Here is a 23,621-nt window from a genome sequence, read left to right as displayed (position 1 = left end):
GGCCGGCACCGCCGCCCTGCTCCGGGCGGACGAGGCCGTCCTCACCGCCCAGGCCCAGGCGCTGGCGGACCGGGCGCTCCCTCAGGAGGGGGGATTGGCCATCGACGCGGCGTTGCTGGCCGCCGCTCCAGACCCCATCGCCAGCCGGACCCTCCGGCTGCTGCTGGGACAGCTGTGGGGGGGAGACCAGAACTGTTCCGCCGTCCACCTGAACGGCCTGCTGAGGCTGTGCAGGAGCCCGGACCCCTCCGGCGAGATTTACCTGCCCCACCATACGAACGCCCGCCGGGTCTATGACAAGCTGCTCCTGGTCCCCCGCCTGGGCCCCATCCCTCTGGAGGAGGGTCCCCTGCCCCTGCCCGGAGCGCTGGACTGCGGCCCCTGGCACATCTCCTGCGGAGAGGAGACCTACAGCGGTCAGCCCCAGACCCCCTGGGACTTCTGGTTGGACAAGGCGTCCGTCCCCGCGCTGAGGATCCGTCCCCGCCGCACCGGCGACCGGCTCACCCCCCCGGGGCGGCTGGGTAAGACGGTGAAAAAGTGGATGATTGAGGAGAAGCTGCCCCGGTTCCAGCGGGAGGTCCTGCCCATCCTCGACCGGGGAGGGCAGACCGCCGCCGCCGCCGGCCTGGGACCCGACCGGGCCTTCGCCGCCCGGGAGGGGCAGGCGGCGTGGCATATTACAATTATTTCTATGGAATGACAGGTTCCTTCGTAGGGCGGGACGACCCGGCCCGCCGCTATGTCATTTCCTTAAAACGGCGCGCCGAGGTCGTCGCGCCCTACATATTTTAAAATCTGCGATTGGGAAAGGAAGAAAATTTCCATGTTAGACAACGATATTCAGGAGATATTATTTACAGAAGATCAGCTGAAAAACCGGGTGCGGGAGATTGCCCGTCAGATTGAGGCGGACTACGCCGGGCAAGAGATCATGCTCATCAGCGTACTCCGGGGCTCCTTCGTTTTTATGGCCGACCTGTGCCGGGCCATCAGCCTGCCCTGCACGCTGGACTTCATGTCGGTCTCCTCCTACGGCACCGGCACCTCCTCCAGCGGCCAGGTGCAGATCACCAAGGACCTGTCGGAGGACATCACCGGACGCAACCTGATTGTTGTGGAGGACATCCTGGACAGCGGAAACACCCTGAGCTATCTGCTGAATATCCTGGAGCACCGGCACCCCGCCTCGGTCCGGCTGTGCGCCCTGCTGGACAAGCCGGAGCGCCGGACCAAGCCGGTGGACCTGCACTACTGCGGCTTTACCATTCCCGACGCCTTCGTGGTGGGCTACGGCCTGGACTACGCGGAAAAATACCGCAATCTGCCCTACATCGGCATTCTAAAGCCGGAGGTCTACGGCGGCTGATTGATTTGGAAAGGACTTTATGCCTATGAGACGCTTTGGTCTGCGGGACATAATACTGTACCTGCTGCTGGGTCTGATGATTCTGTTCGCCTTCACCACCCTGCGGCAGATGGAGCAGCGGGACGCCCCCACCTACAGCCAGGTCCGCACCTGGTTCCTCCAGGAGCGGGTGGAGTACTTCACCCTGGAGGACAAGACCCTCACCCTGACCCTCCGGAGCGCCGACGGGGGCGAGTCCCTCCGGCTGGCCTATCAGGTGGCCGACCCCGCCCTGTTTTATAACGACATGCGGGAGATCATCAACGAGCAGCTGGCCTCCGGCGTGCTGACGGGCTATGACTATCCCCCCGGCGTGGAGGGCTCCTGGTGGTACAGCCTGATTCCCTATCTGGTGGCGGCGGCGGTGCTGTGCCTGTTCTGGTTCCTGCTCATGCGCCAGCGGGGGGCGGCGGGGGGCGGCGGGACCGCGGGTCCGGCCGCCCGGTTCAGCCATGCCCGTACCCGAACCCTGTCCGACCAGGGGAAAAAGGTCACCTTCCAGGATGTGGCGGGGGCGGAGGAGGAGAAGGAGGAGCTCCAGGAGATTGTGGAGTTCCTCCGGGACCCCCAGAAATTCACCAATTTAGGGGCCCGCATCCCCAAGGGCGTGCTGCTGGTGGGCCCTCCGGGCACCGGCAAGACCCTAATTGCCAAGGCGGTGGCCGGAGAGGCCGGAGTGCACTTTCTGTCCATCTCAGGCTCCGACTTTGTGGAGCTCTATGTGGGCGTGGGCGCGTCCCGGGTCCGGGACCTCTTTGACCAGGCCAAGAAGGACGCCCCCGCCATCGTGTTCATCGACGAGATCGACGCCGTGGGCCGTCAGCGCGGCACCGGCCTGGGGGGCGGTCACGACGAGCGGGAGCAGACACTGAATCAGCTGCTGGTGGAGATGGACGGCTTCGCCTCCGGCGATGGGGTGATCGTCCTGGCGGCCACCAACCGGCAGGACATCCTGGACCCCGCCCTTCTGCGGCCCGGCCGGTTCGACCGGCAGATCTATGTGGGCCTGCCCGACATCAAGGGGCGGGAGGATATTTTGAAGGTCCACGCCAAAGACAAGCCTCTGGCGGAGGACGTGGTCCTCAAGGACGTGGCCCGGGCCACCTCCGGCTTCACCGGGGCCGACCTGGAGAACCTGCTCAATGAGGCGGCCCTGCTGGCCGCCCGGGCGGACCGGCGCTTCCTCAACCGGCACGATCTCCACAATGCCATGCTCAAGGTCATTGCCGGCCCGGAGAAGCGCAGCCGGGTGGTCACGGAGCAGACGCGCCGGCTCACCGCCTACCACGAGGCGGGTCACGCCGTGGTCATCCACGAGCTGCCCACCGCCGACCCGGTCCACCAGATCACCATTGTCCCCCGGGGACAGGCGGGGGGCATGACCATCTCCCTGCCCCAGGAGGACGCAGCCTATCAGTCCAAAAGAGAGCTCACCGAGCAGATTGCCCGCTGTCTGGGCGGCCGGGCCGCCGAGCAGCTGGTGCTGGGGGACATCTCCACCGGCGCGGGCAGCGATATTCAGCGGGCCTCCGCCATCGCCCGAAGCATGGTTATGCGCTACGGCATGAGCGATAAGCTGGGCAGCGTCACCTTCGAGACGGGCCACGACGAGGTCTTTATCGGCCGGTCCATGGCTCAGGCCAAGAGCTACTCCGAGGAGACTGCAAACCTCATTGACCAGGAGGTCAGCGCCCTCATCGCGACGGCTTACGCCGAGTGCGAGCGTATTTTGAAGCTCCGCCGCCACGAGTTGGAGGTCACCGCCCGGTATCTTCTGGATCATGAGACCATGGAGGCTGATACCTTTTCCAAGGTCTTTGACGACCCGGACGCCGAGGAGCTTGCCCCCTATCGGGACGTTCAGCCCTGAGCTTTTGGATTTTTGCCCCAAAATAGGAATTTACCTCTTTACAAAAAGGCTCAAAGGTGCTATACTACATAGCGTCTTTGAGATGTGCGTCCGTAGTTCAATTGGATAGAGCGTCAGATTCCGGTTCTGAATGTTGGGGGTTCGAGTCCCTTCGGGCGTGCCAATGAAAAACCCGCCGAAAGCCTTGTGTTTCAAGGACTTTCGGCGGTTTTTTGTTGCGTTCAGTTTGTGCCGAACAGGGCAAAAATAAGTACTTTTCGGCACTTGGGTGCTGGTACTGCTGCTGGTACTAATCTGAGCCAAACGGGTGCGCTAATCTCTGTTAGGAGTGCGACCCGTTATTTATTTTGCTTGATGCTGTTGATCTGCTCCAGGGTTTGCTTCAGTTTATCAAAACCAAACATAGCTGCATAGGCCACGAACACGCCCAGTATGATAGCGGCCACCACCATGTACCAAATCACGGCCACGCCCATGATTTGGCAGGCGGCAAAGAACACCAGCAGCGTCACCACCATGGCCACAGCAAAGGCCAAGACATTTGTGGGCAGCTTCCCCCAGGTCAGCTTTTTCAGCACCTCCACGATGATGTTAGTTACCACCATCAAGACCAGCACTACCGGCAGCACCAGCGCCGCCGCCACAGGAATGTTTTGAATCAGATTTTCCATAGATATTTCCTCCTAAATTTTTTTGCAGTAGTCCAGGGACACCCAGCCGAGACCGGATTTCAGCTTACCCCAGAGGGTGGCACCCTTGCCGGTGGCCTCACTGACGATGGTGTAGACGCCGGGGGCGATGGCCTTCTGGACAATGGTGGCGTCGGTGTTGGGGCCCTGGCGGATGCGCAGGCCGGTGGCGGTGATACGGACCTTGTACGGGACCTTGCTCACTGGGGCATCAGGTGCCAGGGACGTACCAGAGACCCCCAGCTTGGCGTTCACCTTGGCAGCGATGTCGCCGAGCCGCTGGTAGATGTAATCCCCGGGACAGGCTTTGTTTGCGAACCAGCGATGGACGGTGAGGTTCTGCTGGTCCACTTTGCCTACCAACTTCTTATCACCCTTCCACAACAGTTTCTTGATGCCGTTCCGCCGGCAGATGTCGGCGCATAGCTCAATCAGAGCCGCCATAGCCTTATCGGTGATGGCGTAGGGGTGTTTGTTGTCGCTTGCCACCTCGATGGTGACAGCCTGATAGTCGTTGGACTTGCCCGATATGCCGTTCACCCGGATTGGGTTGCCCTTCTTGTCATACCCCCCGGAGCACCAGGATCGGTCCTTCTCCTCCACGCACAGGCCGATTCTACCATCGCAGCCAATGACGTAGTTGCAGGACGCCTGCCGCTCCTTTTTGGCGAAACCATTCAGGCCCCGCTCGACGGTCACCTGGCCAACATAGCAGTGGATGGTGATAGTATCAATGACGTGGTTCCGGTTTACGGTCCTGTTGGGAGAGATCAGTGTCACCGCCGCCAGCGGGCTGTTGGAAAATCCCATATTGCTGTCGCTTCCTTTTCTTGTATATTTGTCAAAGTATTCCTGTCCCAGTTTGGCCCGGCGCTCGCAGTTCTGCACGCTCTGGTCTGCGGGCCGCTCAAACTTCAAGAGCATGGCGTCCGACGCCTCCCTCACGGTCTTTGCCGTTTTCAGCACGGCCAGTACCGCCGGAAAACTTTCCCGCAGTTCTTTCAGGAAAAAGCCCAACTGCATTTCCGCGTCCCCGATGCTCTTACCTGCATGTTTGGCGAAAAGACGCAGGTTCTTCTTTCGCGCCGGATAGGTCCACTGGCACAGCCCATACCCGGCCCGGTCGGTGTCAAACCCCGTGTAAGTCCCGCTGTCCACCGCCGCCGTGTAGGCGGCGTCCGTATACCCCAGCTTCTTTTCATAGGAGTTCTGGAGGTTGTTGGCAATCGCGCCGCTTTCCGCCTGGATATTCCCCAGTGCCCCGCAGGCCCCGGTGGGCGTCATTCCCGCTTTCACCAGGTAATCGTACATTTCCCTTTCTGTCATTTGTAAAGCTCCTTCCGCTATCCCATACCCGGCGGTTCCGCGTCCTCCGGATCCGCTTCTGGTGTGTCTCCCTTGTCCGGCCAGCGGTTATTTTTGCTCAAATTCTCCAGCACGGACTTACCGGCGTATACCGCCACCGGCACAATGATTTCAGCAAGGGCAACCTTCGACAGCTCTTCCGCGATTTGCACCTTGTCCAGCGCGGCCAGGATGTAGCTGCACCATACCCAGGCAAAGCCGTTTATGACGCAGGCCCAAACATACCGCTTCATCGTCTCCGGCCTATCTGGTGGCAGGCCCTCCCTGATGATTTCCCGCAGTTCCTTCACCCGGCGGCGCAGGCGCCGGATCGTCACCGTACTGTATGTGATACCCAGAACGACGCCCGCCACCAGCGACCCGACGGCAATCAAGATGGTCGTCATGGCGTAAGCCTCCCTTTTCATAAATTATCTTTCTGTCATGTTTCCTCGTCATGTGCAGCCTGATTGAGGTGCTTTTCCATCTTGTTCATAGCCTCGGTGACCGGACCGTTGCAGCCCTGCTCCTTTAAGCCCTTTAGACAGGCCAGTAACCCATAGCAGATTAGGGTCTGCTCTTTGCGGATGGCTTTCAGCTCCTGATCCTGCCGTTTGTCCCGTTCGATGAATTTAATCCACCAGACGATTACACCTCCGAGGCTGGTAAAGGCGGCCAGCAGCGACGCTAAAGTAATCAGCGTGTCCGTATTAATAGTCACTTCCATGGTCAGGCCTCCTCTCCGGTGTCCAACTTGGACACCGCCTCCCGAAGCGGCTCTGGAACATCCTCAAGGGTCCTGGTGCCCCGCTGAATGCTCCGCCAGTAGCTCTTTACAACCGCCATGTTCATGCGCTCACCTCCCCGTCGTCTGGGTTGTCCTGAACATCCCGGCTGAGGCTCTGCGCCTCATACAGGGCAATTAGAGCCTCGTCCGCCTCCTCCAGCTGGCCCTCCAGCGCCTGGATGGTCTCAGCCTGGGTCTGAATGGTCTGTTCCTGCTCCTGGATCGTGGTGACCTGGCTGGTCACGTCGGCGGTCAGCTCGTCCACCTGGGCCTGGAAACCGGCCACATCCCCCAGGAACTGCTCCGCCACCTTCAGGGAGACGGTATAGCTCCGGGTGTTGGAGCTGTAGGAGATGTCCTGCGCCGTGAAGCCGTAGCCAACAGGCAGGAGACAGCTCCCCTCAATGATTGGTTGGGCCCAGTTGATGGCCTCGATCTCCTCCAGGCTGGCCCGCTCCCGCTCGAACACGGCCTCATAGTAGCCATTGGCAGAGCCCCGCAGCACCATGGCACAGGGCACTCCGCAGATATGGGCCTCGATTCCATACATACTCATGATGAATGACTCCTCTCTTTCCGGGCCGGATGGCCCTTTCTTTATTCCTGTGCAGCCCCCGGTTTGTTGCATGGGGGCGTGCAACTAAGGAACGACATAAGCCCCAGAGGCCGCACCTTGCCGGCTTTCCGGTAGCCCCGGCGGGCGGCCTCCTGTGTCCTGGCCGCTTTGACCTTTCTGGCCCTCTCTGCGGCCTCCTGGTCCTCATCAGGGCAGAGGGGACCACCTCCACCAGACCGCCCTCCTTGTCCACCACAGGGCGCAGAAGAGGGTAATAGCGCCTAACTTTCCGGGCCAGAGCTCCCTGGGACGGAATTTCCCACCAGGCCTCCGGGTCCTCCACATCGGAGAGGGCCGCCGGCCGGTCTACCGGGATTTGAGTACCGTCCGGACCTCTGGCGTACTGCCCTTCCCAAATCCTGTCCAGCACCCCCATAGTGGCCTTATGTACCAGCACAGCCCGTCACCAGCCTTTGCAGCTTCACATAGGTCTCCGGGTCCAGCCGGGCCCCGATACTGCCGTCTTTGGGGGCGGGAATGTGCCCAACTTGGACACATTGCCGTTTGAGGCGGCTGTAGGCGGACCGGACCGTCTTGGGCTTCAGGCCCAGCTCCCTGGCCACCTCCTCCGGGGAGACGCCGGCCTCCCGCCGGCGGGACAGCTCATAGTTGTACCGGCTCACGCCGCCCACCTGTTGGCCCCGGAAGCAGAAGCGGTAGTAAAAATACAGCGGCATCCCGGTCTGGAGCGCCAGGGAGAACTTGTCCGCCTGGTCCCACTCCCGAATTTCCGGCCGGGAGAGGGGCGGGCCGCCCCGGACGTCCAGCCGGCGGATGGTGTGTCCCGCCCGGGCCAGCGTCCGGCAGACTGTGCTTTTCTGGATTTCCAGCTTGTCCGCCAGCTCCGCCTGACTTTTGGGGAATTGGGAGAGGACCAACAGCATGAGCTGCCGCTGACGGTCGGTGAGGACGGGGACTTGGTCCAAATACCGCTTCCAGTCAAAGCCGCCCTTGCCGTCGGCGCAGGTGGAGATCAGCTTCTTGGCCTCCACCCACTCCTGCATCCTGGTCATGCCGTTTTTAATCACCCGGGCCACGGTGGAGTTGTCCACCCCCTGCTCCTGGGCAATCAGTTCCAGAGAGAACCCCCGGTTGTAGTAGGCGTCTATGTAGAGCCGCTGCCGGTCGGTGAGGCGCTGGGCCCCCTCGGCCAGCCAGCTTTGAAGCCGGTCCATACCTGTGCCCAACTCCACAAAGTCTCCGGCCTCCACCTGCTGCCAGCTGTGGCCTTCGATATCGCTCCAGCAGGCGCCGGACCTCTCGAAAAAGTCGAAGTTCAGAGCCCCGATGTCCAGACGCTTCCGCTGCTCCCTCCTGGCCCTGCGGGCCGCCGGCGGGTCCAGGTGGTCGATCTGCACCTGCACATCCCGGATGGCCGCCCGATAGCCGGAGATTTTCGCCTTCAGTGCCGCCCGCCGCTGAGAATCTGTCTCCGCCTTCAGCTGTACCTGGTACTCCTTCATCCGGGCCTGGAGCTTGGCCAGCTGGGCCCGGTTCTCTTCCAGGGCGCTCATCCCACCACCATCAGCTCGCCGGCGAAGGGTGCGCTTCCCTCCAGTACCAACGCCTTTGCCTCCAGGTCCCAGTGAATCCGGCTCTCCATCGCCGCCCAGGTGTTGGCGACCATAGCGCCGTCCAGGTCATACCTGGTCACAGTCCCCACGCCGGTGGCTTTTCTCCGCAGGCGCAGCCCTTGAAGGACGGCGGCCGTACACAGGTTGTCCATCCCCGTTGTAGCCCCGCCTAGGGCGGGCAGGTAGGCAGCAGTGAGTACTGCGTCCAGAGTGGCCGTCTCCGGGGCCCCCGTGGTATCCCTGTCCTGCCAGTTGAAGCCCTTTTCACTGGCCTTGGAAGCGGCGGCCTCAGCCGCAAGCAGCGTCCCCTCCAGGATGTAGCACTGTACCTGGTTCCAGGTCAGCTGAACATGGCCGTCCTCCGCCGTAGGGTAAGTGCCGGGCGCGGAGCTGTTGGCGTTCAGGGCGGCCTTGACCGCATTGGTAATGGCAGTGCGGCCCTGGGCGGCAGTCTGCTCCAGGTAGTCCAGGGCGGTCCGGTCTACCCGCTGGTGCAGGGTGCCGATGCACGCGCTCTGCCTGGGTTGGATACCGTGGACTGTCTGGGGGACACGCAAGGCCCCATTTGCCCATTCCTCCGGTTCGAAAATACGGCTGTAGAAGTGTCCATCGAATACACCGGCCTCCTCTTTTGGTACAGTAGTGGGGATGTCCAGCGTGATGGAATAGCGTCCGCCGTTCTCTGCGGCCTCTACGGTCCCCCGGGCGGCGCGGCCGTCCAACTCGGCGGTGACGGTGTAGGCCCCCGCGGCGGGCAGCGTCAGGGAGACGAAGCCAGATTCTCCGGCAGTACCGCTGATACTCTGACCTCCGCAAACAGCTACGACTTCAGCGTCTGGACTGGTCGTAACATCCAGGGTGGCGGAGAAGGGGAGCAGCGAAGCGGTGTACTGCCCGAAGTAGGGCCCGGTGACCACGGCGGAAGAATATTCCTCGCCCTCCGCATCGGTGCAGCGGATGGTGTAGGTCGTGCCGCACTGCTTCAGCTTAACCTGTACAACCAGCCCCTCGGGGACGGTCCCGGTGTAGCTCTCCCCGCCACTGGAGACGGTATAGGTCTGCCCGGCGAACACCTCCGCGAAGGTGATCCGCAGGGCGCAGCCGCCCGAATTGTTCTCCGCCGCCTGTACCGCGCTGTCCGCCGTCTGCTGGGCCTTTGCCGCTGCGGACGCCGCGTCGTCCGCTGTCTGCTGGGCCTCCTCAATCTGCTTCCGCAGGTCGGGGTGGGCGTCCTCCGTCAGATTGTGGTTGACGATCTGTTTTTGAGAGGCGGTGAGAAGCTGGGGCAGAAGGGTGGAGATACAGTAATCCTTGATGTCGTCAATGGTCATCACCACGCCGGGCAGAGTGTCATCCAGCTCCACCTTTACCGACGGGGCCAGACGGATGGAGATCGGGTAGCGGCGCACATCCAGATACCCCTCCTCCCAGGGGGCGATATACTGGGGGTAGTCGGCCAGGCAGCCGTAGTAGATGGCGGTCTTCTCCTCCCCGTCCCAGGCCTGGATCAGAAACTCCCGAATGGTCATGCCGTCGGGCAGGTCCTTGTTCAGGTCGGACCGGACCTCCACCGTCATGTTGACCGTGGCCCCGTTTCGGATCGGCTCGCTGCACGTCCCGACGCCCACCGGCTCCACCAGCTGCGTCATGTCCCCGATATACACGTCATCCGAAACGATACCGGAGCCGACCAGCACACCGGCAATGCGCAGATGGTCCTCGGTGAGGGCCAGCTTGGTAAACAGCTCCAGGCCCTGCTTGGTGGGAGCACCGCCGTACTTGCGGGGCTTTTCCGCTTCCAGTGGGGTCAATCCAGTTTGATTTTCATTCATTGCGATTCCTCCCTGTTCAGTTCCGGCAGTGCTGTTATGGTCAGGCTGCTTTTCAGCAGGCCCCGGGCCGCCAGGGGCCGCTCATGGAATGCCGGCGGCCGCTCCGGGGGCCGGATGATGGAGATAAGGCCCTGTATTCCGGAGGAGACCGGAACCACAGTGTCCTGATACAGCGGGTCCCGGACCGGCAGCTCCGTACTGGAGAGGCACAGGCCCAGCCCGGCCCCCACCAGGATCGGGTCCGTGTCCAGCTCAGTGACGGTTATGGTGCCGTCCCACCAGCTGGACAGGCGCTTCACACCGGCCAGTATCCTGCGAAAGCTGACCAGGCTCTCCTGCGTGACCGGCCGGCCGGTCATCTCTATATAGGCCCGGAAGTGGTGGGGCTCCCCGCCGTATTCATACCACTCCTCAATGCGGCCCTCGGAAAAGATGATCTCCAGAATCCGGTCCGCCGCCGCAGGAGTCCCCAGGCTGGTATAGAAGGCCATTGTCCCCTCAATCAGCGCCCGCTTTACCTCGACCGGAAAGCTCTGGTCGTAGGCAGGAGTACGCAGCTCCAGAGCCAGCACGTCCAGAATCTCCTCCGAAAGCTCACTCACAGCGGCATAGACCCTTGTTCGATCCGCCCAGGCGCACAGCCGCTCCACCTGCCGCCCCAAGGCGTAGGCGAAGGCCTGTGTCTCCAGCTGGTTGGAGAGATTTTCGGGCAGGATGTCGGAAACCGGCTGCCTCGCAGATCAATCATCCTCCAGCCCTCCATAGCGGACCTGGGAATCTCCCTCCAGGCTGGCCACTCCGGTCCGGGCAACCGGGGTAAAGGCGGGGGCAGAGAGCTCCACACGCTTGGCCCCCGCCGCCATGACCCGCTCCGCCAGCTTGGACGGGTTGATGTCCCGGCCTATGGACCTCTGCCAGGTAATGTAGGCGTCCACAGCGGCATTGACCGCCCTCTGGATGGCCACTGCCCGGTTACTGTCGCTGCGGTTGATGTAGTAGACCAGGTCGATGGAGTACGGCACATCCGCCGGCGCAGAAACCGTCACCAGGTCGGTCATGGGCCGAATCTGACGGTCCCTCAAATAATTCTGGAGCCCTGTCACCATCTCGGGCCCGGGCGCGGAGCCGTCGTCCAGCAGGAAATACACCTCCACAGAGCCTGCGGCCTGGTCGCTGGTCACCACCACATCACCCACATTGGCGTTGTAGGTCTTGGCGTGATAGAGATAGCCGGCCTCCGGGCCCGCCGTGGAATAGGACCCGGGGAACAGATAGATCCGCTCCACCAGCTCCTGGTCGCTCTCCGTATCCGCGCCGCCCTCTGAAGCTGTGATGTTGGACACGTTGGCGACATAGGGCAGCGGGTCTACAATTTCAGCCAAAGCTCCCACAGCGAGATCGTTCCCGGTCGAGCCCGGCACAACGCAGACCGCCGGCACGTCCACACTGCGCTCCCCGGCAGGAATTTCAGCATACTGTGTGGTCTGGAAATACAGCAGCTCCCGGGTGGCGGCACGTGTGCCGCTGGGGATCCCGATAGTGGTATCACGGACGGCGGAAGCGGTAAATCGGAGCGTGGTCACGGCGGAGGCGGCTGGCCGGCGGGTCAGGCCCTTAAAAGCGGCCAGGTGGTCCAGAAATTCACCATAGCTGTATTTCAAGAGATTCTGCTTGCCCGCCCGGTCGATATACTGCATCGCCTGGTAGAGCTGGGCGGCGGCGGCATAGAGCTCCATACGGTGGGGGCTGGCCTGGGCCAGGCTCACCGTGTTTCCGGTGGCCTGGGTCATGTACCGCTCATAATCCGCCACCATCTCCTTGCAAAGAGCATCGACACTCAGTCCGTCGATAAAGCTGACCTCGGGCAGCTGGTCCATCTGAAGGTTGTCAGGCACGGGTAATCACCACCTTTGGCTTGAAATGTCCCTGCCCGGCCGGGAGCCATATCACTTCCTGGACCCGTACCTGGGGGATGAACTCGGAAATCTTTTTGGCTGCCTCTGCGGTATAGAGGCTTTTTACCACTCCCGGAGGCTTATCCACAAAATCCTGCATGATTCCAAGCCCGCGCTCCAGCGGCATGGTCCCCTATATGGTGGACAGCAGCAGGGTGATCTGCCGGTCCAGGTCGGCCAGCCAATTATCGGAAAAGGTAAACTCTAATTGAAAATCAAAAAACAGGGAGTTTGTCATGTGTACTCCTCCAGTGTGAGGGTCAGGTTGGCCCGGGCCAGCTCGCCTCCGTTGTAGAGCGTATTCCATGCCTCGCTGGATCCGGTGATGCGGAAGGGATTCTTGCTCACCGGCTTGCAGTCGATAATCAGGTACTCCACCTGGCCCCGCTCTACCATATTGGCCACCCGTTCCAGCATCTGTCTGGGCCGGACCCCCAGGGATGAAGACAGGGTGATGGTGAGGGAGACCGTCTGGTTTCCAGGCCCCAAAAATTCCGGCTTGGGCTTGACGCCCATTACCTCGTGGTCAGTCCAGCGGCTGGAGACCTCCCGGGTCATCCCGCTAAAGGTCAGCACCCGGTTGTCGCTGACCTCGAAAACCAGTACGGTTCCAAATGTACCAATCAAGTCAGCTCAACCTCCTATCCGCACATCCGGGCTTCCGCCGGTGATCGCTCCGCTCCCGCTGTGGGGCGCAAGGGCATCACCAAGGCGTGTGGTGGGCAGCCCATTGATTCGGACCGACCTGCTTCCCGCGGCCACGGCGCCCGAGCTGGAGCCACAACAGGAATCCCGCTCCGTGGTATAGTCAACACACTTGAAAATCGGTAAAGTTCGGCGGCCAAAATGGCACAGGGCGGCGTTGTCGTCTTTGGCGGGCGTCAGCCCGCCTGCATCCTCCGCCTTGCCCCGCGCCATTTTTCCTCCCCTCCTTTTTACCTCTTCTCAAGTGCGTCGACTATAACGCTGGTCACAATGGCGGCGGACCGGCCGTTGGTCCGTACATTGGAAGAACAGCCCCCGCTGATCTCCCCGGAAAAGGGCAGCGGCGGGTGCGGAGAGACATGTCCTGAATGCTCCCCTGCGGTTGTGCCGTCCACTGTATCCAGGAGCCGCGCCGCGTTTGGCATAAGACCGCCCTCCTTAATTCAGATCAATGGTTTTTCCGTTGATGACGATGGCGCTGCCGGCGGTGATGTTTATGGAGCCGTCACAGTGCAGCGTCAGTTCCTTGGCCTTGCCGTCGTAACGGAGCATGGCCGCCCCAGGTGTACGGTCCATGTCCAGGCGGTACAGCTTTTCCGCACCCTCCGGGGGCCTGTTCTTCTCGCTCCAGGGACGGCCCAGGACTACCCCCGCAGCCATGCCGTTGGACAGGTGGAGGACCAATACCTGGTCCCCCACCTCGGGCGCTGTATAGGCCCCAGTGAATGCGGTGGACAGGAGGGGGATCATCTGGGTCACCGCGTCGTCCTGGTCTGGATAGACAACCCGCACCAGACCTGTGGAATGGTCAACATCTGATATTTTTCCAACCCGGGTATCGTTACGCATGTTCTCCTCCTCACTCCACCCGGGACAGCTCCAGGTCCATCGTGTAGCCGCCGCCGATGTGATGAATAATGCTGTCAATGAAATATTTACCGCCCAGCCAACCCAGCTCCTCCACCATGACGCACTGAGAGGCCACCAGGCTGGCAGTGCCCCGCATGGACAGGGAGAGCTTCGTTGACCCATGATTGGCCTGGTGGATGGCCGCCCACAGCTTCCGCTCCGCGTCCGCCCGGCTGTCCACCCGTCCGGACTTCTTCAGAATGCGTGGGCCGCTGCCCACCTGCACCTTGACCTCTTTCTCTGTAGAGGGGTCTGTGTAAGCGTATTCCCCGCCAGTGTAGGTCCCTGTGAGTTGGGACGACCAACTCCAGGACAGGAGCATGTCGGGGGTCAGCGTGGCCACTGGGGGCCGGGCCTTGTACGCTTCCCGGTCATAGACCACGATCTTCTGCGCGTACACCTTCATGGCCAGGCCATATGTCTCACACAGCCCCATGTAAAAATCGCAGTCCGTTTTCTCTGACTGTTCCTCGCTCTTGATGATGATGGGGCCTCCGTCCACATCCCAGGCCAGGGAGATTCCCGCCCGGGCGGCGATCTCTTTGCCAATCTCCTCCACGGTGATGTTCTCCCAGGTTCGGGTCCGCTGGGTCTCCCGGAAGGCGCTGTCCGCAGGGACAGATACCCCGGCAATGTTCCCTGTCACCGGCCAGCCGGAGAAATCGAACTTGTCCAGCACGAAGGAGCCGCAGGGGAGGGAGCGGTTATCTCCCGCCCGGTCCCAGTCGGTCAGGCAGATTACGGCGGACAGGGTGTCCCCCACCTGGGGGAGCCACGGCCCGATCCACTGCCGGTCCCGGTCATGGAGGGAGAGGTCAAAGCTGTCAGCCTCCCCGCTGGCCGGGTCGGTGTAGGTTGCTGAAGTCTGATACTGACCCAGCGTCCCGGCGGCGGCCGCCCCGTTCCAGGCGATTTCTACAGCTGCTTTTCTCGTGTTCATGTGGTTTCCTCCAGGCGGGCACATCAGGACCGGAGACATCCTCCGGCGGTTCCGGCGTCTGGAGCACCACGCCTGCCCGGAACACAAAAGTGTCAAGATGGGGGTGGTTGTGCTCCATCAGCCAGCCGGCGTACTTCACGTCTCCATAGACCCGATGGGCAATGGCGTCCCAGGCGTCCCCCTGCCGGGTGGTGTAGGTGTCAGGCATGGTCCGCCCCTCCTCAAAAATTTTTATGTTTTTTCAATTTCACCTTGACTGTCGTACGCATTATGCGTATAATAAAAGCATAGGGAGGAAACATTATGACAGCACAGGAAATAGAAAAGGAAGTCAAGGCAGACGGCTGGTACTATCACAAAACAAAAGGCTCACACAAGCATTTCAAACATCCGACAAAACCCGGAAAAGTCACAATTCCACAACACAAAGGTGATATTCACCCGAAAACGATTGAAACGATTCGGAAACAGGCGGGGCTGAAATAAGCCCCGCCCTCCGAGGCAATATAGATTGATTGGAGGTATTTCTGTGAAACTTGTATATCCTGCTATCTTTTCCCCTTGGGATGATGGTGACGGCTACACCGTAGAGGTCCCTGATCTTCCCGGCTGCGTCACAGAGGGGACCACCCTGGCCGACGCCATTCTAATGGCCCAGGACGCCGCCAGCGGATGGGTTCTTGACGAACTGGAGGAAGGACGGCCCGCACCGGCGGCCAGCGCCATGGCAGATATTCATGCAGGTGCCGGCGGACTTGTCAGCCTCGTTTCCCTGGATATGGACGCCTATGCCGAAAAATATGGTGATACCGCTGTGCGTAAAAACTGCACGATTCCCGCATGGCTGAATACTTTTGCAGAGGCGCAGCACATCAATTTTTCCAAAGTGCTTACCGATGGATTGACCGCCCTTTATCAGGCCACCACCTAAATCTCCTCCCTGCGCCGCCCCGTGACAGGGGCGGTACTTTTTTTACCGTGTAGCCACGCTCAGATTCTTGCGGCGCTCCTCCGCCTTCAGCTGGTCATACAGGCGCTTGAACTCCGCAAAACTCAGCCGCCCGGCCTCCACGGCCTCCTCCCGGGTCGTCGGACCATAGAAATTGAATACCGGGGCAAAGGTGATGACGTCACTGCCGGCAGTGGGCGGGTTTTGACCGCCTGCCGGGGGCGGTGCATCGTTTGCTGCGGGGTGCGGCGGCTCTGGGAGGGGCCAGCCGCCGCCGCCCCGGCCCGGTCCATGCGGGTCCGGTTTGTTGTTCCTGATCCAGTCTTCCACCAGCTTGGCCAGCTGGGCCAGGGGTGCTTCCTCCAGGCTGCTCTCCAGGCTGTTCTCCTGGTTCCCCATGGGCGAACTCTCCGGTGTGTTGGCCACGCCCTGGAGCAGGGCGGCCAGCTTGGACAGCGGGAGAATCGCTTCCGGCTCCCCGCCCTCGCCCGCCTCCAGGATGGTGGGGGCGGTAACAATACCGCCAGTGGCCAGCATGGGAATCTCGGGCAGATTGATGGAAAAACTCTTGCCGCCCACCACGGGCACCCAGTCCGGGATAGTGAAGCCGCAGGAGTTGATGGCCCCAATCACGGAGTTAACCGCGCCGATCACGGCGTTGATGGGCACTTTCGCGATATTGGCCAGACCTCCGAACAGATTTCCGAATATATCGCATACGCCCTGCCAGGCAAGTTCCCAATTCCCGGTGAATACGCCGGTAATAAAATTGAGCAGCCCGGTAAATATGCCGATGACATTTTCTATGATGGGCGCCGCGATTTGTACGGCGCTTTCCAGGCCGTTGATCAGCGCCAGACCCGTAACCTGAAAAGCAGGGCCCAGGACACCGGCCAGCAGAGAGGCTAGGTCCATCAGACTGGCGCCCAAGGGCTGGAGCTTGACCCACAGGGACGTTACAGCAGCCCGAAATTTTTCACTGTGGTTCCACAGATAGATGAACCCTGCCGCCAGAGCTGCGGCCCCGCCAGCAATCAGGGCCAGCTTCACATTGCCTATGCTCATCACCCTGGATAGCAGGCCCCCACTCTGAGAGGCCGCATTGAAGATGGTGGAGAGGTTTTTTACTGCCCCGACAGCGGCACTTGCAACCTGCAGCCCTTTAAAGGCCCCTGCTGCGGTCATCACTGCGCCGCCGACGGCGAGGATAATATCCCGGTTCTCCCACAGCGCCTTGCCTGCGTTGATCACAATCGGCGTGATTTCTTCCAGCTTGTTGGATACGACCGGCAATACATTGTTCGCCAGGTACTCCAGGCCCTCCTTGGCGTATGGGACCAGCTGTTCTCCAACACGCACCAGCGCGGCCTCCGCCTTGCGCTTTACCCCCTCCAGGGCGGTGCCCAGGTCGTTGTATTTTACCGAGTTGATTTGCTCCAGCGCATCCATTGTGTCATAGGCCCCGGCTGAGGCGCTTGCCATGGCCTCCATGGCCTCGGTACCCAGGTCCTCCCACATGGTCCCGAACAGAGATACGCCCAGCGCGTCCCGCGCCACCTGGTCCTCCATGTCCATCAGGGTGTTTAACACATCGAAAAATGCCTGATTTGCCCCGTCCCCACCTGCGGCAAATGTGCCCATCATTGCGGATGCGTTATAGCCCAGGGCCTCAAAGGCGGCCACTGTGCTGTCGGAGCCATCAATCGCCCGGATGGAGAACTCCTTCACCGCGTCACCCACCTTGTCCAGGTTCCACGCGGTGCTGTCCGCGCCGGACTGCAGGAGCTGGAACATACCGTCAGCGGTAAATCCCAGCTTTGAAAACTGGCTGGAATATTCGTTGATGGTATCAATCAGTTCCCCGGAATAATCAAGGCCGTTTTGTGCGCCTGCTGCGATCAGGCCGAAAGCCTCCTCTGCTGACCCTCCGAAGTTTTTTCGGATTGCTGCCGCGGCGCGGGTGCTTTCCGCTACGTCATACTCGAACGCGTCCCGCAGAGCAATCGCAGCTTCTGTCGCTCCCGCAATCTCCTGGGCTGGGATGTCCTTGATATTCCGATTGACCAACGCAACCGCATTGGCAGCGTCCTCGATACTCTCGCCAAAATTGTTTTGGTAAACGCTTTCCATTGCGCCTTGCAGATTGACCAGTTCTTCCCCCATAGCCCCGGTGGCCGCAGCCAGGCTGTTGGCCGCTTTTTCGTGTTCTGTGTAAGCGGAAGTGGCGGCAGTTGCGATCCCGGTTGCGGCTGTCCCAAGCCCGGCCAGGGCCGTGGTGGCTACTTGACCCGCTTTTTTCGCTGCCTCACCCAGAGTGCTCAGATTTTCACTTGCAGCGGCACACGCCTTTTTCAGCGAACTGTTATCGCCAGCGATTTTCAGCAGCATTTCATAGGTCTTACTTCTTGCCACGGCCCCGCTTCACTCCCTCCCAAATGGTTTTTGCCATATCGGCGTACTCGTTCACATCGTCCATCTGCATGGAGAGAAAAAACTCCGGGCTGCTATGGAACTGCAGGGCAAGGGCGGCACACCCCTTACGGACGGTCTCCGGCGTTATTCCTCCCCATCCGCGTTGAACAAAAAACCCACGACCAGTCCCTTCAGCGCAATAGCGTCCTTGGCCGGCATACGCTCAAAGAACTCCAGCGGAAGTTTTGTCATCAGATGGCCTATGGTGGCGGCGTATTCCGTTGCCATTTCCAATGTCGCCGGATTCAGCCCTCTGTGCTTCTTGGATGTAATCTTAGCGGCCTGCGCCAGGTCGCCCGCCGTGGCATTTTCCAGGCCGGACAGGTCCAGTTCCTCATAGGTCCTGCCCTCGAATACATAGGGCTTGCTCAGCTTCAGCACTAGGCTCTCTCCAACGGCCTCCTGGAGCGATTCCTGATCAGGGACGGGGTTCAATTTTTCTTCTTTCATAATCAGCACATCTCCTTAATTTCAGCCAGCATGTCTTTTCCGCGAATCTTGAATACCTCGTTCAGCTTGTCCAGCTCCACCATGGGCTCGCCGTCCAGCTCAATGAGGATATACAGCAGGGTCAGGGTGATCTTGACCTCCATCCCGCTGCCGGCCTTGAATTTGCCGAGTTCAAACTTGGACATCCGCCCCCGGACCACCACCCGAACGGAGTGGAATACAATATCCCCCTCGCTGTTAGTGGACTGGGCGGAGCCCCGGATCGTCAGACGGACCGCTTTCCGCTGGTCCAGCATGTCCACGGCGGCCCGGTCCAGGACCCGGAATGGAATCTCCATCTCTTGGTTAGAGAAGTAACCCACGGTGGGGTCATCAAACTCGCCCAGGACCCCGGCGCCGCTTACCGTCTCGCTGGAGGACTCAAAGCCGGGGAGGGGGAGCTCATCCCCCATGCCCAGAATCCTCTCACCCTCGTTGTACACGTTGTACTTATTGATTTTGGTCGGAATTTCATTCATGGTCAGTCACCTCCAAGGGCCGACTCCAGAGCGTCCACGTCGTACTCGCGGATGTTCTCAATAAATTCGGCGGGGATATAGGGGGCCAGGAACGTGTGGACCGTCAGGTGGCCGTTCAACAGATTGGTCACCGGGTTTTCCTCGCTACGGAACTCCAGCCGGTAGCCGGCGCAGTAGCCCCGGGCCACATAGCCATTGCCCACAATGTTCTGGCTGTCCACGATGGATTGGATCAGCCGCTTGTTCCCCGGCTTGTCCACCTTTTGCAGATAGGTGCGGATAAAGTTGTTGCCGTCCCAGTCGAAGAACCGGCGCACCCTCAGCCAGCGGTCCTTGGGGTCGGTGGTGGAGGGATAGGCGGCGGTGCTGTTGCCCCAGGCCTTGAAGCCGTTGGCGTTGATTGCCGTGATGACCCCGTTGGCATTGAGGACGTCGTTGGCCTGCTGCTGATCCAGCACCACAGGCGTGCCGTCCGCCAGCACCGTAGCGGTGATGCGCAGGTCCTGGTTGGACGCGTTCTCCGGCACGTCGCTGTTCTGAGCGTCTGTGTAGGCCTGGAGCGCGGCAAACATGGCGGAGTAGTAATACACCTTGTCGCCCACTGCAACCAAGGGCCAGAGCGCACCGGCGTGATTGCTGGTGGCCCCCAACTTCTCCTTGGCCTCCTTGACCTGGGTATAGACCTTTGCTCCGTTCTCTCCCTCTGTGGGGATGTCCAGCAGGCAGGTGCAGTTATACACCCCGTTGATACTCTCCGTCTTGGCCTGGAGCGCCGCGGCCACCACGGGGAACTGGCTCCAGCCGGGAGCCAGCAGCAGGCCGGGGGTCATGCCCAGTTTGGGATAGATCTGCCGGACCAGCTCCAGACCGGTCTCTTTCCCGGTCTGCGCGTCCACTCCACCCACGACGTCCGCCTGGGTGGCGCCGGCCGGGTCGAGGCTCTTACTGGACACAGACAGCTGGGCCGCGCCCTTTGCCTCCTCGGACAGGAGGGTAATCAGCACACTGCCGTCCTTGGCATGGGCGGCTATGTAGTCGGTGTCCCGCTTCAGGGTGTTCTCCCCGTCCTGGACCACGAGCGTGTCCAGCAGCACATAGTCCGCCCGGTACACCGCCTGGCCGTCCGATACGGAGCAGTCCTCGGCCGCATTCTCCTTGGTGTGGGCGGGGTTGCCGGGGTCCAGCACGTTTACCAGGATGATGGGCGCCACGTTGAACACCCGGAAACAGGCGTCCATCGACTGGCACAGGGTAAATGCCTTGAAATCGTCGAAGTACCCCAGCGCCTGCTGGCACTCCGCGAAGGAGTAGCACAGCACAGGGGCGTTGACCGCCGCAGCGGGGTCCTTGGTCAGATGAATGGGCGCGGTCCCGAAGATGACCTGAAGCCCGGCGCTGCCCTGGATGGGCGAGGTCAGGCTGGTGTCCACCTCGGAATTGTAAACGCCATGGGGATATGCCATATTACATTTCCTCCCTTAACGAATCTCCTGCGCTTTGCAGTACAGGGTGTAATACCGCCCGGCTCTGGCCTGGAGCTGCCGCCGCACCCCCGGGAGCTGGTCCAACGGGACCACCAGGGCTTTCAGCACCGGGCTGGCCTGGACCGCCTCTAGCAGCGGGGACGACAGGCCGTTGGAGTAGGTCGTGAACTGGACCGCTTTTCCGGGGATGGTGGGGCCGCAGTAGGCCACGGGGTCAGGGGCGCAGGCGGCCTTTCTGGGCGGCTTTGCGGCCGATGTGTTCCCCTTGCGGGGAGTGGGGACTTTGCTCATGGTTCTGGCACCTCCTTGAAGATGGCTGGCGCGGCAAGCTTCAGCGCCATGCCGGCGAAATAATAGGGGTGGGTATCATCTTCCGGTGTCACCCACTTAATGGGGTATTGCACCTCGTACCGGCGGCCTACAATACCGTTTTGGCCGTAGTGGGTCAGGATGGCGTTGACGATGTGGAGCGCGTCCCGGAAGCCCTGGCGGTTCGGGTTCGGGTCATAGACGCATATCACCAGAACGAGCTCCACCTGCTGGCGTGTGTCCTGGTCCGGCAGCTCCCCGCCGGGTATTCGAACAATCACATAGGGCTCCGGTACATCCTCCGGGGGCTGCTCCTCCAGCTGCTCCGGTACCAGGTCCGGGTCCTCCTCGGGGTCCAGCACTGGCTCCGGCTCGATGTCCGCTCCCGCCCGGATCGGCAGGTCCTGGGGGAAAACCTGGATCCGCCGCTCCACGCCTGCGGAATTTTTTAAGGTCTCTCCCTGGAAAAGCTGTTTCAGGTCCGCTACTACGGCGTCCTGCAAAAATTCTTGGGTCACGGGGTATGTCTCCTTCTTGACTTGTAAATTTTTGTTCCTTATAATGACTTGTAAGCCCATAGCCGCAACTGAATGTGTTGAGAAAATATCCAACATTAAGGAGGGCAAAATGAAAATAGGCGGAATTATTCTTGTAATCTTTGGCCTGCTCTGCTTACCGCAAGGGATAATCTTTATAATTCCTGGCATATTCCTTGTGCGGAGAGCGAAAAAGAAAAAATCATCTGACCCTGAACTGGATACCGCAGATACAGCGGCGGATTCCCCCCAACAGGATGAGGCTCCTCCCTCAAGACGTCCATCTATTCCCCAAGTTTCCATCCCCCAGATTTGAGTGGTACTATTGGAACCTCTTTTGGATCATGGGATATATCAATTCATGGGGCCGACGGTCAAGATGTACGTTTTGATAGAGCGCTATTTCAGAATATTTTAATCCGGTCCTATGATTCAATAACCGGTATGGCTGAAATGCTGGGGACTCATGGAGATATCTACCAAACCGATTTGGATCATTGTTCTTGTGAGGATTTTCAACGGCGTGGCTTACCTTGTAAGCATATTTATAAGTTGGCCCTCTCCCGTGGCTATTCCGCAGACACTTTTTTCTCAGCTCGGTCCGATGTAGTATGGTACGCAGATGGTTGCAAAGTGTATCATGTAAATCCCGAATGCCGTGGGCTGCGAAACAGGTACTCCCGCCGGTCCACAGTATCTATGGCAGAATACAGTGGCCTACGACCTTGTAAGTCCTGTTGTAAAGATCAATAGTGCCCGTACACAGCGGCCCGCTGGGGCCGCTTTTTTACGCCCTGCCCAAAACCTTGGCAATCCGCTTATCAATCTCGGCGTGCAGGGTTTCATAGGTCAGCTGTTCCGCCTGTGCTCTCACCGCCTCGCTGCGCAGCATGTGGGGGATGGCGGGGGACAGCAGCTTCTTTACCGGCAGGCGGCTCTTGCCCCTCCGCTGCACTATAGCGGTGTGGCCGCTGGCAAACCTGGTGACAAATGCTTTCAGATCATCCATCTCCAGCAGCTTCAGGCTGCCAGAGGACAGGATTTTAGCCTCTGCCGCCCCCGTTTGTGTGTTGGGCCGGGTCATAAAAGACATGATGTCCTGCATGGGTCCCCTGGAGCGGATAGTAGCGGACAGATTTGCTGAACTGGCCGTCAGGACCTTGGGGCCGTCCTGGGCCGCATCCCGCAGGGCCTTGGTATTTTTAATGGCATACTCACCCTTGACGTCCGTTAGCATCTGCTTACGTACCTTGCGGGCTGTAGAGTTCAGCGCGTTTCTCAGGATATTGGGGGCCGCAATCTGGTCCGGCAGGCTGTTCAGCTGCTGGATAATCCTTTGCAGCTCCTCCTCCACATCAATGTGAATCAGCGACTCATTTCCGCTCACGTCTTTGCCGCCTCCAGTTCAATGGCCAGGATCCCGGCCTCCGCTGTGCAGTCACGCACCCGATAGGCCACCCGGTCCAGGGTCAGTACGGACTTGATGGCTGGGCGCGGCCCAAAATCTGCCTGGGCCACATAGATCAGGCGGCGGCTTTTGTAAAGCCCGTCTGAATGGCCACCCTGCTTGGCCTTGTCCCGCTCCAGCAGCTCGTTTTCATCCACCAGCACCGCCATTTTTTTGCCGTTGACGGTGTGGAGGTCCGCAAACTCCAGCCGGTCCAGGAAGATGTCAGAGACGTCTGACGCAATACAGTCCTTGAAGCTGGGAGCGGCCATCACTGGCCACCCCCGGTATCGTCAGGGGAATCGGTGGAAACCTGGACCTCTGCCGCAGCAAGGATGGCGGCCCGCTCAGCATTGGTTCGGGCATTGGAAATATCCACGCCCATATCCTCAGCCAGCTTTTCCAGGTCTGCCTTTTTCCACTTCTCCAGGTCCTCCACATCCAAGCGGCCGGTCCGCCGGGCGGGGGCTTCGCCGCCCTGCCCGGTTTTGCCCTCTCCCGCTGTGTCCGGGCGGCTATCGGGGCCAAACAGGGCGCGGAGCTGCTCCGTCAGGCTGGAGACGCCCACAAACTCCCCGGCGCCGTCCTCGATATCCACGCCCATGGACCGGATAACCTCCGCTGCCAAGTCGTTCACCTTGGAGCGCCGGGCGGCCTCCTGGACGACGGCGCTGACAAAGCCCTCCATGTCCGTATCCGTCCACACGGCGCTGTCGGCTCTCAGCCATGCCTCCACCATCTGGGGGGTTTCAGTGGGGACGGCCTCTCCGCACTTGTAGGTCCGGCCCATGTACTGGATTGGGCGGCGGGCAATCAGTTTTTTCATA

General features: G+C 60.6%; 31 protein-coding genes and 1 tRNA gene. 7 read left to right on the top strand and 25 right to left on the bottom strand.

Annotation, left to right across the window (positions count from 1 at the left end):
- The 4 genes from tilS to D1641_RS10410 all read left to right on the top strand — a co-directional run.
- A partial coding sequence (gene tilS / locus D1641_RS10425; RefSeq protein WP_160665385.1) for a tRNA lysidine(34) synthetase TilS occupies nucleotides 1-703 on the top strand: 703 nt, incomplete at its 5' end.
- Nucleotides 704-826: 123 nt separating this feature from the next.
- Nucleotides 827-1,369, top strand: coding sequence for a hypoxanthine phosphoribosyltransferase (gene hpt / locus D1641_RS10420; protein ID WP_160665383.1), 543 nt, complete (start codon nucleotides 827-829; stop codon nucleotides 1,367-1,369).
- Between the two features lie 25 nt (nucleotides 1,370-1,394).
- Nucleotides 1,395-3,278, top strand: coding sequence for an ATP-dependent zinc metalloprotease FtsH (ftsH, locus tag D1641_RS10415; RefSeq protein ID WP_243149348.1), 1,884 nt, complete (start codon nucleotides 1,395-1,397; stop codon nucleotides 3,276-3,278).
- Between the two features lie 86 nt (nucleotides 3,279-3,364).
- Nucleotides 3,365-3,441, top strand: a tRNA-Arg gene (locus tag D1641_RS10410).
- A gap of 175 nt (nucleotides 3,442-3,616) precedes the next feature.
- Here the strand turns inward: D1641_RS10410 and D1641_RS10405 are convergent.
- The 16 genes from D1641_RS10405 to D1641_RS10335 all read right to left on the bottom strand — a co-directional run bounded on the left by D1641_RS10405 (nucleotide 3,617) and on the right by D1641_RS10335 (nucleotide 14,837).
- Nucleotides 3,617-3,949, bottom strand: coding sequence for a hypothetical protein (locus D1641_RS10405; RefSeq protein WP_160665381.1), 333 nt, complete (start codon nucleotides 3,947-3,949; stop codon nucleotides 3,617-3,619).
- A 12-nt stretch (nucleotides 3,950-3,961) separates the two neighbouring features.
- Entirely contained in the window at nucleotides 3,962-5,293 is a 1,332-nt protein-coding gene (locus D1641_RS10400; protein ID WP_243149347.1) for a phage tail tip lysozyme, read from the bottom strand.
- Nucleotides 5,294-5,310: 17 nt separating this feature from the next.
- On the bottom strand, nucleotides 5,311-5,718 hold the full coding sequence (locus tag D1641_RS10395) for a LapA family protein (RefSeq protein WP_160665379.1): 408 nt from the start codon (nucleotides 5,716-5,718) through the stop codon (nucleotides 5,311-5,313).
- A gap of 35 nt (nucleotides 5,719-5,753) precedes the next feature.
- Nucleotides 5,754-6,038 carry a branched-chain amino acid ABC transporter permease gene (locus D1641_RS10390; RefSeq protein ID WP_201757326.1) on the bottom strand — a complete coding sequence of 95 codons (285 nt, stop codon included), beginning with the start codon at nucleotides 6,036-6,038 and terminating at the stop codon, nucleotides 5,754-5,756.
- Nucleotides 6,039-6,040: 2 nt separating this feature from the next.
- Nucleotides 6,041-6,163: a CD1375 family protein gene (locus D1641_RS19700; RefSeq protein ID WP_279285679.1), complete on the bottom strand. Its 123-nt coding sequence runs from the start codon at nucleotides 6,161-6,163 to the stop codon at nucleotides 6,041-6,043.
- A complete protein-coding gene (locus D1641_RS10385) occupies nucleotides 6,160-6,654 on the bottom strand; it encodes a hypothetical protein (RefSeq protein ID WP_160665377.1) in 495 nt (164 codons plus the stop codon). Before D1641_RS10385 ends, D1641_RS19700 begins: the two co-directional genes overlap by 4 nt.
- A gap of 443 nt (nucleotides 6,655-7,097) precedes the next feature.
- Nucleotides 7,098-8,228, bottom strand: coding sequence for a helix-turn-helix domain-containing protein (locus D1641_RS10380; protein ID WP_160665375.1), 1,131 nt, complete (start codon nucleotides 8,226-8,228; stop codon nucleotides 7,098-7,100).
- The gene (locus tag D1641_RS10375) at nucleotides 8,225-10,120 is read right to left on the bottom strand and encodes a hypothetical protein (protein ID WP_160665373.1); all 1,896 of its coding nucleotides are present in this window, start codon (nucleotides 10,118-10,120) and stop codon (nucleotides 8,225-8,227) included. The genes D1641_RS10380 and D1641_RS10375 overlap by 4 nt, the downstream gene beginning before the upstream one ends.
- Nucleotides 10,117-10,770: a phage tail protein I gene (locus tag D1641_RS10370; protein ID WP_160665371.1), complete on the bottom strand. Its 654-nt coding sequence runs from the start codon at nucleotides 10,768-10,770 to the stop codon at nucleotides 10,117-10,119. The genes D1641_RS10375 and D1641_RS10370 overlap by 4 nt, the downstream gene beginning before the upstream one ends.
- A 90-nt stretch (nucleotides 10,771-10,860) precedes the next feature.
- The gene (locus D1641_RS10365) at nucleotides 10,861-12,015 is read right to left on the bottom strand and encodes a baseplate J/gp47 family protein (RefSeq protein ID WP_160665369.1); all 1,155 of its coding nucleotides are present in this window, start codon (nucleotides 12,013-12,015) and stop codon (nucleotides 10,861-10,863) included.
- A 294-nt stretch (nucleotides 12,016-12,309) separates the two neighbouring features.
- Nucleotides 12,310-12,702 (bottom strand): phage tail protein, encoded by a 393-nt coding sequence (locus D1641_RS10360; protein ID WP_160665367.1) that lies wholly within the window; start codon nucleotides 12,700-12,702, stop codon nucleotides 12,310-12,312.
- A gap of 6 nt (nucleotides 12,703-12,708) precedes the next feature.
- Nucleotides 12,709-12,993 (bottom strand): hypothetical protein, encoded by a 285-nt coding sequence (locus D1641_RS10355; protein ID WP_160665365.1) that lies wholly within the window; start codon nucleotides 12,991-12,993, stop codon nucleotides 12,709-12,711.
- A gap of 17 nt (nucleotides 12,994-13,010) precedes the next feature.
- Nucleotides 13,011-13,205, bottom strand: coding sequence for a hypothetical protein (locus D1641_RS10350; RefSeq protein ID WP_160665363.1), 195 nt, complete (start codon nucleotides 13,203-13,205; stop codon nucleotides 13,011-13,013).
- Nucleotides 13,206-13,218: 13 nt separating this feature from the next.
- Nucleotides 13,219-13,629 carry a phage baseplate assembly protein V gene (locus tag D1641_RS10345; protein ID WP_160665361.1) on the bottom strand — a complete coding sequence of 137 codons (411 nt, stop codon included), beginning with the start codon at nucleotides 13,627-13,629 and terminating at the stop codon, nucleotides 13,219-13,221.
- Between the two features lie 10 nt (nucleotides 13,630-13,639).
- Nucleotides 13,640-14,629, bottom strand: coding sequence for a hypothetical protein (locus D1641_RS10340; RefSeq protein WP_160665359.1), 990 nt, complete (start codon nucleotides 14,627-14,629; stop codon nucleotides 13,640-13,642).
- On the bottom strand, nucleotides 14,514-14,837 hold the full coding sequence (locus D1641_RS10335; protein WP_160665357.1) for a tail protein X: 324 nt from the start codon (nucleotides 14,835-14,837) through the stop codon (nucleotides 14,514-14,516). Before D1641_RS10335 ends, D1641_RS10340 begins: the two co-directional genes overlap by 116 nt.
- Nucleotides 14,838-14,932: 95 nt before the next feature.
- On the opposite strand from D1641_RS10335, the gene D1641_RS10330 reads away from it, so the two are divergent.
- Complete coding sequence (locus D1641_RS10330) at nucleotides 14,933-15,115, top strand: type II toxin-antitoxin system HicA family toxin (RefSeq protein ID WP_160665355.1); 183 nt, start codon at nucleotides 14,933-14,935, stop codon at nucleotides 15,113-15,115.
- Nucleotides 15,116-15,158: 43 nt separating this feature from the next.
- Complete coding sequence (locus D1641_RS10325; RefSeq protein WP_160665353.1) at nucleotides 15,159-15,560, top strand: type II toxin-antitoxin system HicB family antitoxin; 402 nt, start codon at nucleotides 15,159-15,161, stop codon at nucleotides 15,558-15,560.
- 42 nt (nucleotides 15,561-15,602) lie between these two features.
- Here the strand turns inward: D1641_RS10325 and D1641_RS10320 are convergent, their stop codons facing one another.
- The 6 genes from D1641_RS10320 to D1641_RS10295 all read right to left on the bottom strand — a co-directional run bounded on the left by D1641_RS10320 (nucleotide 15,603) and on the right by D1641_RS10295 (nucleotide 21,329).
- Complete coding sequence (locus tag D1641_RS10320; protein WP_160665351.1) at nucleotides 15,603-17,990, bottom strand: phage tail tape measure protein; 2,388 nt, start codon at nucleotides 17,988-17,990, stop codon at nucleotides 15,603-15,605.
- 144 nt (nucleotides 17,991-18,134) lie between these two features.
- Entirely contained in the window at nucleotides 18,135-18,500 is a 366-nt protein-coding gene (locus tag D1641_RS10315; RefSeq protein ID WP_160665349.1) for a phage tail assembly protein, read from the bottom strand.
- 2 nt (nucleotides 18,501-18,502) lie between these two features.
- Nucleotides 18,503-19,018: a phage major tail tube protein gene (locus tag D1641_RS10310; protein ID WP_160665347.1), complete on the bottom strand. Its 516-nt coding sequence runs from the start codon at nucleotides 19,016-19,018 to the stop codon at nucleotides 18,503-18,505.
- A gap of 2 nt (nucleotides 19,019-19,020) precedes the next feature.
- Nucleotides 19,021-20,481, bottom strand: coding sequence for a phage tail sheath family protein (locus tag D1641_RS10305; RefSeq protein WP_160665345.1), 1,461 nt, complete (start codon nucleotides 20,479-20,481; stop codon nucleotides 19,021-19,023).
- A gap of 15 nt (nucleotides 20,482-20,496) precedes the next feature.
- Nucleotides 20,497-20,793: a hypothetical protein gene (locus tag D1641_RS10300; protein ID WP_160665343.1), complete on the bottom strand. Its 297-nt coding sequence runs from the start codon at nucleotides 20,791-20,793 to the stop codon at nucleotides 20,497-20,499.
- Complete coding sequence (locus tag D1641_RS10295) at nucleotides 20,790-21,329, bottom strand: hypothetical protein (protein WP_160665341.1); 540 nt, start codon at nucleotides 21,327-21,329, stop codon at nucleotides 20,790-20,792. The genes D1641_RS10300 and D1641_RS10295 overlap by 4 nt, the downstream gene beginning before the upstream one ends.
- 109 nt (nucleotides 21,330-21,438) lie before the next feature.
- Between D1641_RS10295 and D1641_RS10290 the strand changes: the two genes are divergently transcribed.
- Nucleotides 21,439-21,663 (top strand): hypothetical protein, encoded by a 225-nt coding sequence (locus tag D1641_RS10290; protein WP_160665339.1) that lies wholly within the window; start codon nucleotides 21,439-21,441, stop codon nucleotides 21,661-21,663.
- Between the two features lie 471 nt (nucleotides 21,664-22,134).
- On the opposite strand, the gene D1641_RS10280 is transcribed toward D1641_RS10290, so the two are convergent.
- The 3 genes from D1641_RS10280 to D1641_RS10270 are packed head-to-tail and all read right to left on the bottom strand — an operon-like array spanning nucleotide 22,135 to nucleotide 23,620.
- Nucleotides 22,135-22,734, bottom strand: a complete 600-nt coding sequence (locus D1641_RS10280; RefSeq protein WP_160665335.1) for a hypothetical protein — start codon at nucleotides 22,732-22,734, stop codon at nucleotides 22,135-22,137.
- The gene (locus tag D1641_RS10275; protein WP_160665333.1) at nucleotides 22,731-23,066 is read right to left on the bottom strand and encodes a hypothetical protein; all 336 of its coding nucleotides are present in this window, start codon (nucleotides 23,064-23,066) and stop codon (nucleotides 22,731-22,733) included. Before D1641_RS10275 ends, D1641_RS10280 begins: the two co-directional genes overlap by 4 nt.
- Nucleotides 23,066-23,620, bottom strand: a complete 555-nt coding sequence (locus D1641_RS10270; protein ID WP_160665331.1) for a hypothetical protein — start codon at nucleotides 23,618-23,620, stop codon at nucleotides 23,066-23,068. The genes D1641_RS10275 and D1641_RS10270 overlap by 1 nt, the downstream gene beginning before the upstream one ends.
- Nucleotide 23,621: the final 1 nt, after the last annotated feature.

It is taken from the genome of Colidextribacter sp. OB.20, from assembly GCF_009911595.1.
Classification (GTDB): domain Bacteria; phylum Bacillota; class Clostridia; order Oscillospirales; family Oscillospiraceae; genus Lawsonibacter.
This window is presented reverse-complemented; position numbering and strand designations above follow the sequence as displayed.

Bases quoted from the DNA above. Each gene is read 5' to 3' on its own strand.
- hpt (WP_160665383.1), top strand. From the start codon at position 827: ATGTTAGACAACGATATTCAGGAGATATTATTTACAGAAGATCAGCTG.
- ftsH (WP_243149348.1), top strand. From the start codon at position 1,395: ATGAGACGCTTTGGTCTGCGGGACATAATACTGTACCTGCTGCTGGGT.
- D1641_RS10405 (WP_160665381.1), bottom strand. From the start codon at position 3,949: ATGGAAAATCTGATTCAAAACATTCCTGTGGCGGCGGCGCTGGTGCTG.
- D1641_RS10400 (WP_243149347.1), bottom strand. From the start codon at position 5,293: ATGACAGAAAGGGAAATGTACGATTACCTGGTGAAAGCGGGAATGACG.
- D1641_RS10395 (WP_160665379.1), bottom strand. From the start codon at position 5,718: ATGACGACCATCTTGATTGCCGTCGGGTCGCTGGTGGCGGGCGTCGTT.
- D1641_RS10390 (WP_201757326.1), bottom strand. From the start codon at position 6,038: ATGGAAGTGACTATTAATACGGACACGCTGATTACTTTAGCGTCGCTG.
- D1641_RS19700 (WP_279285679.1), bottom strand. From the start codon at position 6,163: ATGAACATGGCGGTTGTAAAGAGCTACTGGCGGAGCATTCAGCGGGGC.
- D1641_RS10385 (WP_160665377.1), bottom strand. From the start codon at position 6,654: ATGAGTATGTATGGAATCGAGGCCCATATCTGCGGAGTGCCCTGTGCC.
- D1641_RS10380 (WP_160665375.1), bottom strand. From the start codon at position 8,228: ATGAGCGCCCTGGAAGAGAACCGGGCCCAGCTGGCCAAGCTCCAGGCC.
- D1641_RS10375 (WP_160665373.1), bottom strand. From the start codon at position 10,120: ATGAATGAAAATCAAACTGGATTGACCCCACTGGAAGCGGAAAAGCCC.
- D1641_RS10355 (WP_160665365.1), bottom strand. From the start codon at position 12,993: ATGGCGCGGGGCAAGGCGGAGGATGCAGGCGGGCTGACGCCCGCCAAA.
- D1641_RS10350 (WP_160665363.1), bottom strand. From the start codon at position 13,205: ATGCCAAACGCGGCGCGGCTCCTGGATACAGTGGACGGCACAACCGCA.
- D1641_RS10345 (WP_160665361.1), bottom strand. From the start codon at position 13,629: ATGCGTAACGATACCCGGGTTGGAAAAATATCAGATGTTGACCATTCC.
- D1641_RS10340 (WP_160665359.1), bottom strand. From the start codon at position 14,629: ATGAACACGAGAAAAGCAGCTGTAGAAATCGCCTGGAACGGGGCGGCC.
- D1641_RS10335 (WP_160665357.1), bottom strand. From the start codon at position 14,837: ATGCCTGACACCTACACCACCCGGCAGGGGGACGCCTGGGACGCCATT.
- D1641_RS10330 (WP_160665355.1), top strand. From the start codon at position 14,933: ATGACAGCACAGGAAATAGAAAAGGAAGTCAAGGCAGACGGCTGGTAC.
- D1641_RS10315 (WP_160665349.1), bottom strand. From the start codon at position 18,500: ATGAAAGAAGAAAAATTGAACCCCGTCCCTGATCAGGAATCGCTCCAG.
- D1641_RS10310 (WP_160665347.1), bottom strand. From the start codon at position 19,018: ATGAATGAAATTCCGACCAAAATCAATAAGTACAACGTGTACAACGAG.
- D1641_RS10305 (WP_160665345.1), bottom strand. From the start codon at position 20,481: ATGGCATATCCCCATGGCGTTTACAATTCCGAGGTGGACACCAGCCTG.
- D1641_RS10300 (WP_160665343.1), bottom strand. From the start codon at position 20,793: ATGAGCAAAGTCCCCACTCCCCGCAAGGGGAACACATCGGCCGCAAAG.
- D1641_RS10290 (WP_160665339.1), top strand. From the start codon at position 21,439: ATGAAAATAGGCGGAATTATTCTTGTAATCTTTGGCCTGCTCTGCTTA.
- D1641_RS10275 (WP_160665333.1), bottom strand. From the start codon at position 23,066: ATGGCCGCTCCCAGCTTCAAGGACTGTATTGCGTCAGACGTCTCTGAC.
- D1641_RS10270 (WP_160665331.1), bottom strand. From the start codon at position 23,620: ATGAAAAAACTGATTGCCCGCCGCCCAATCCAGTACATGGGCCGGACC.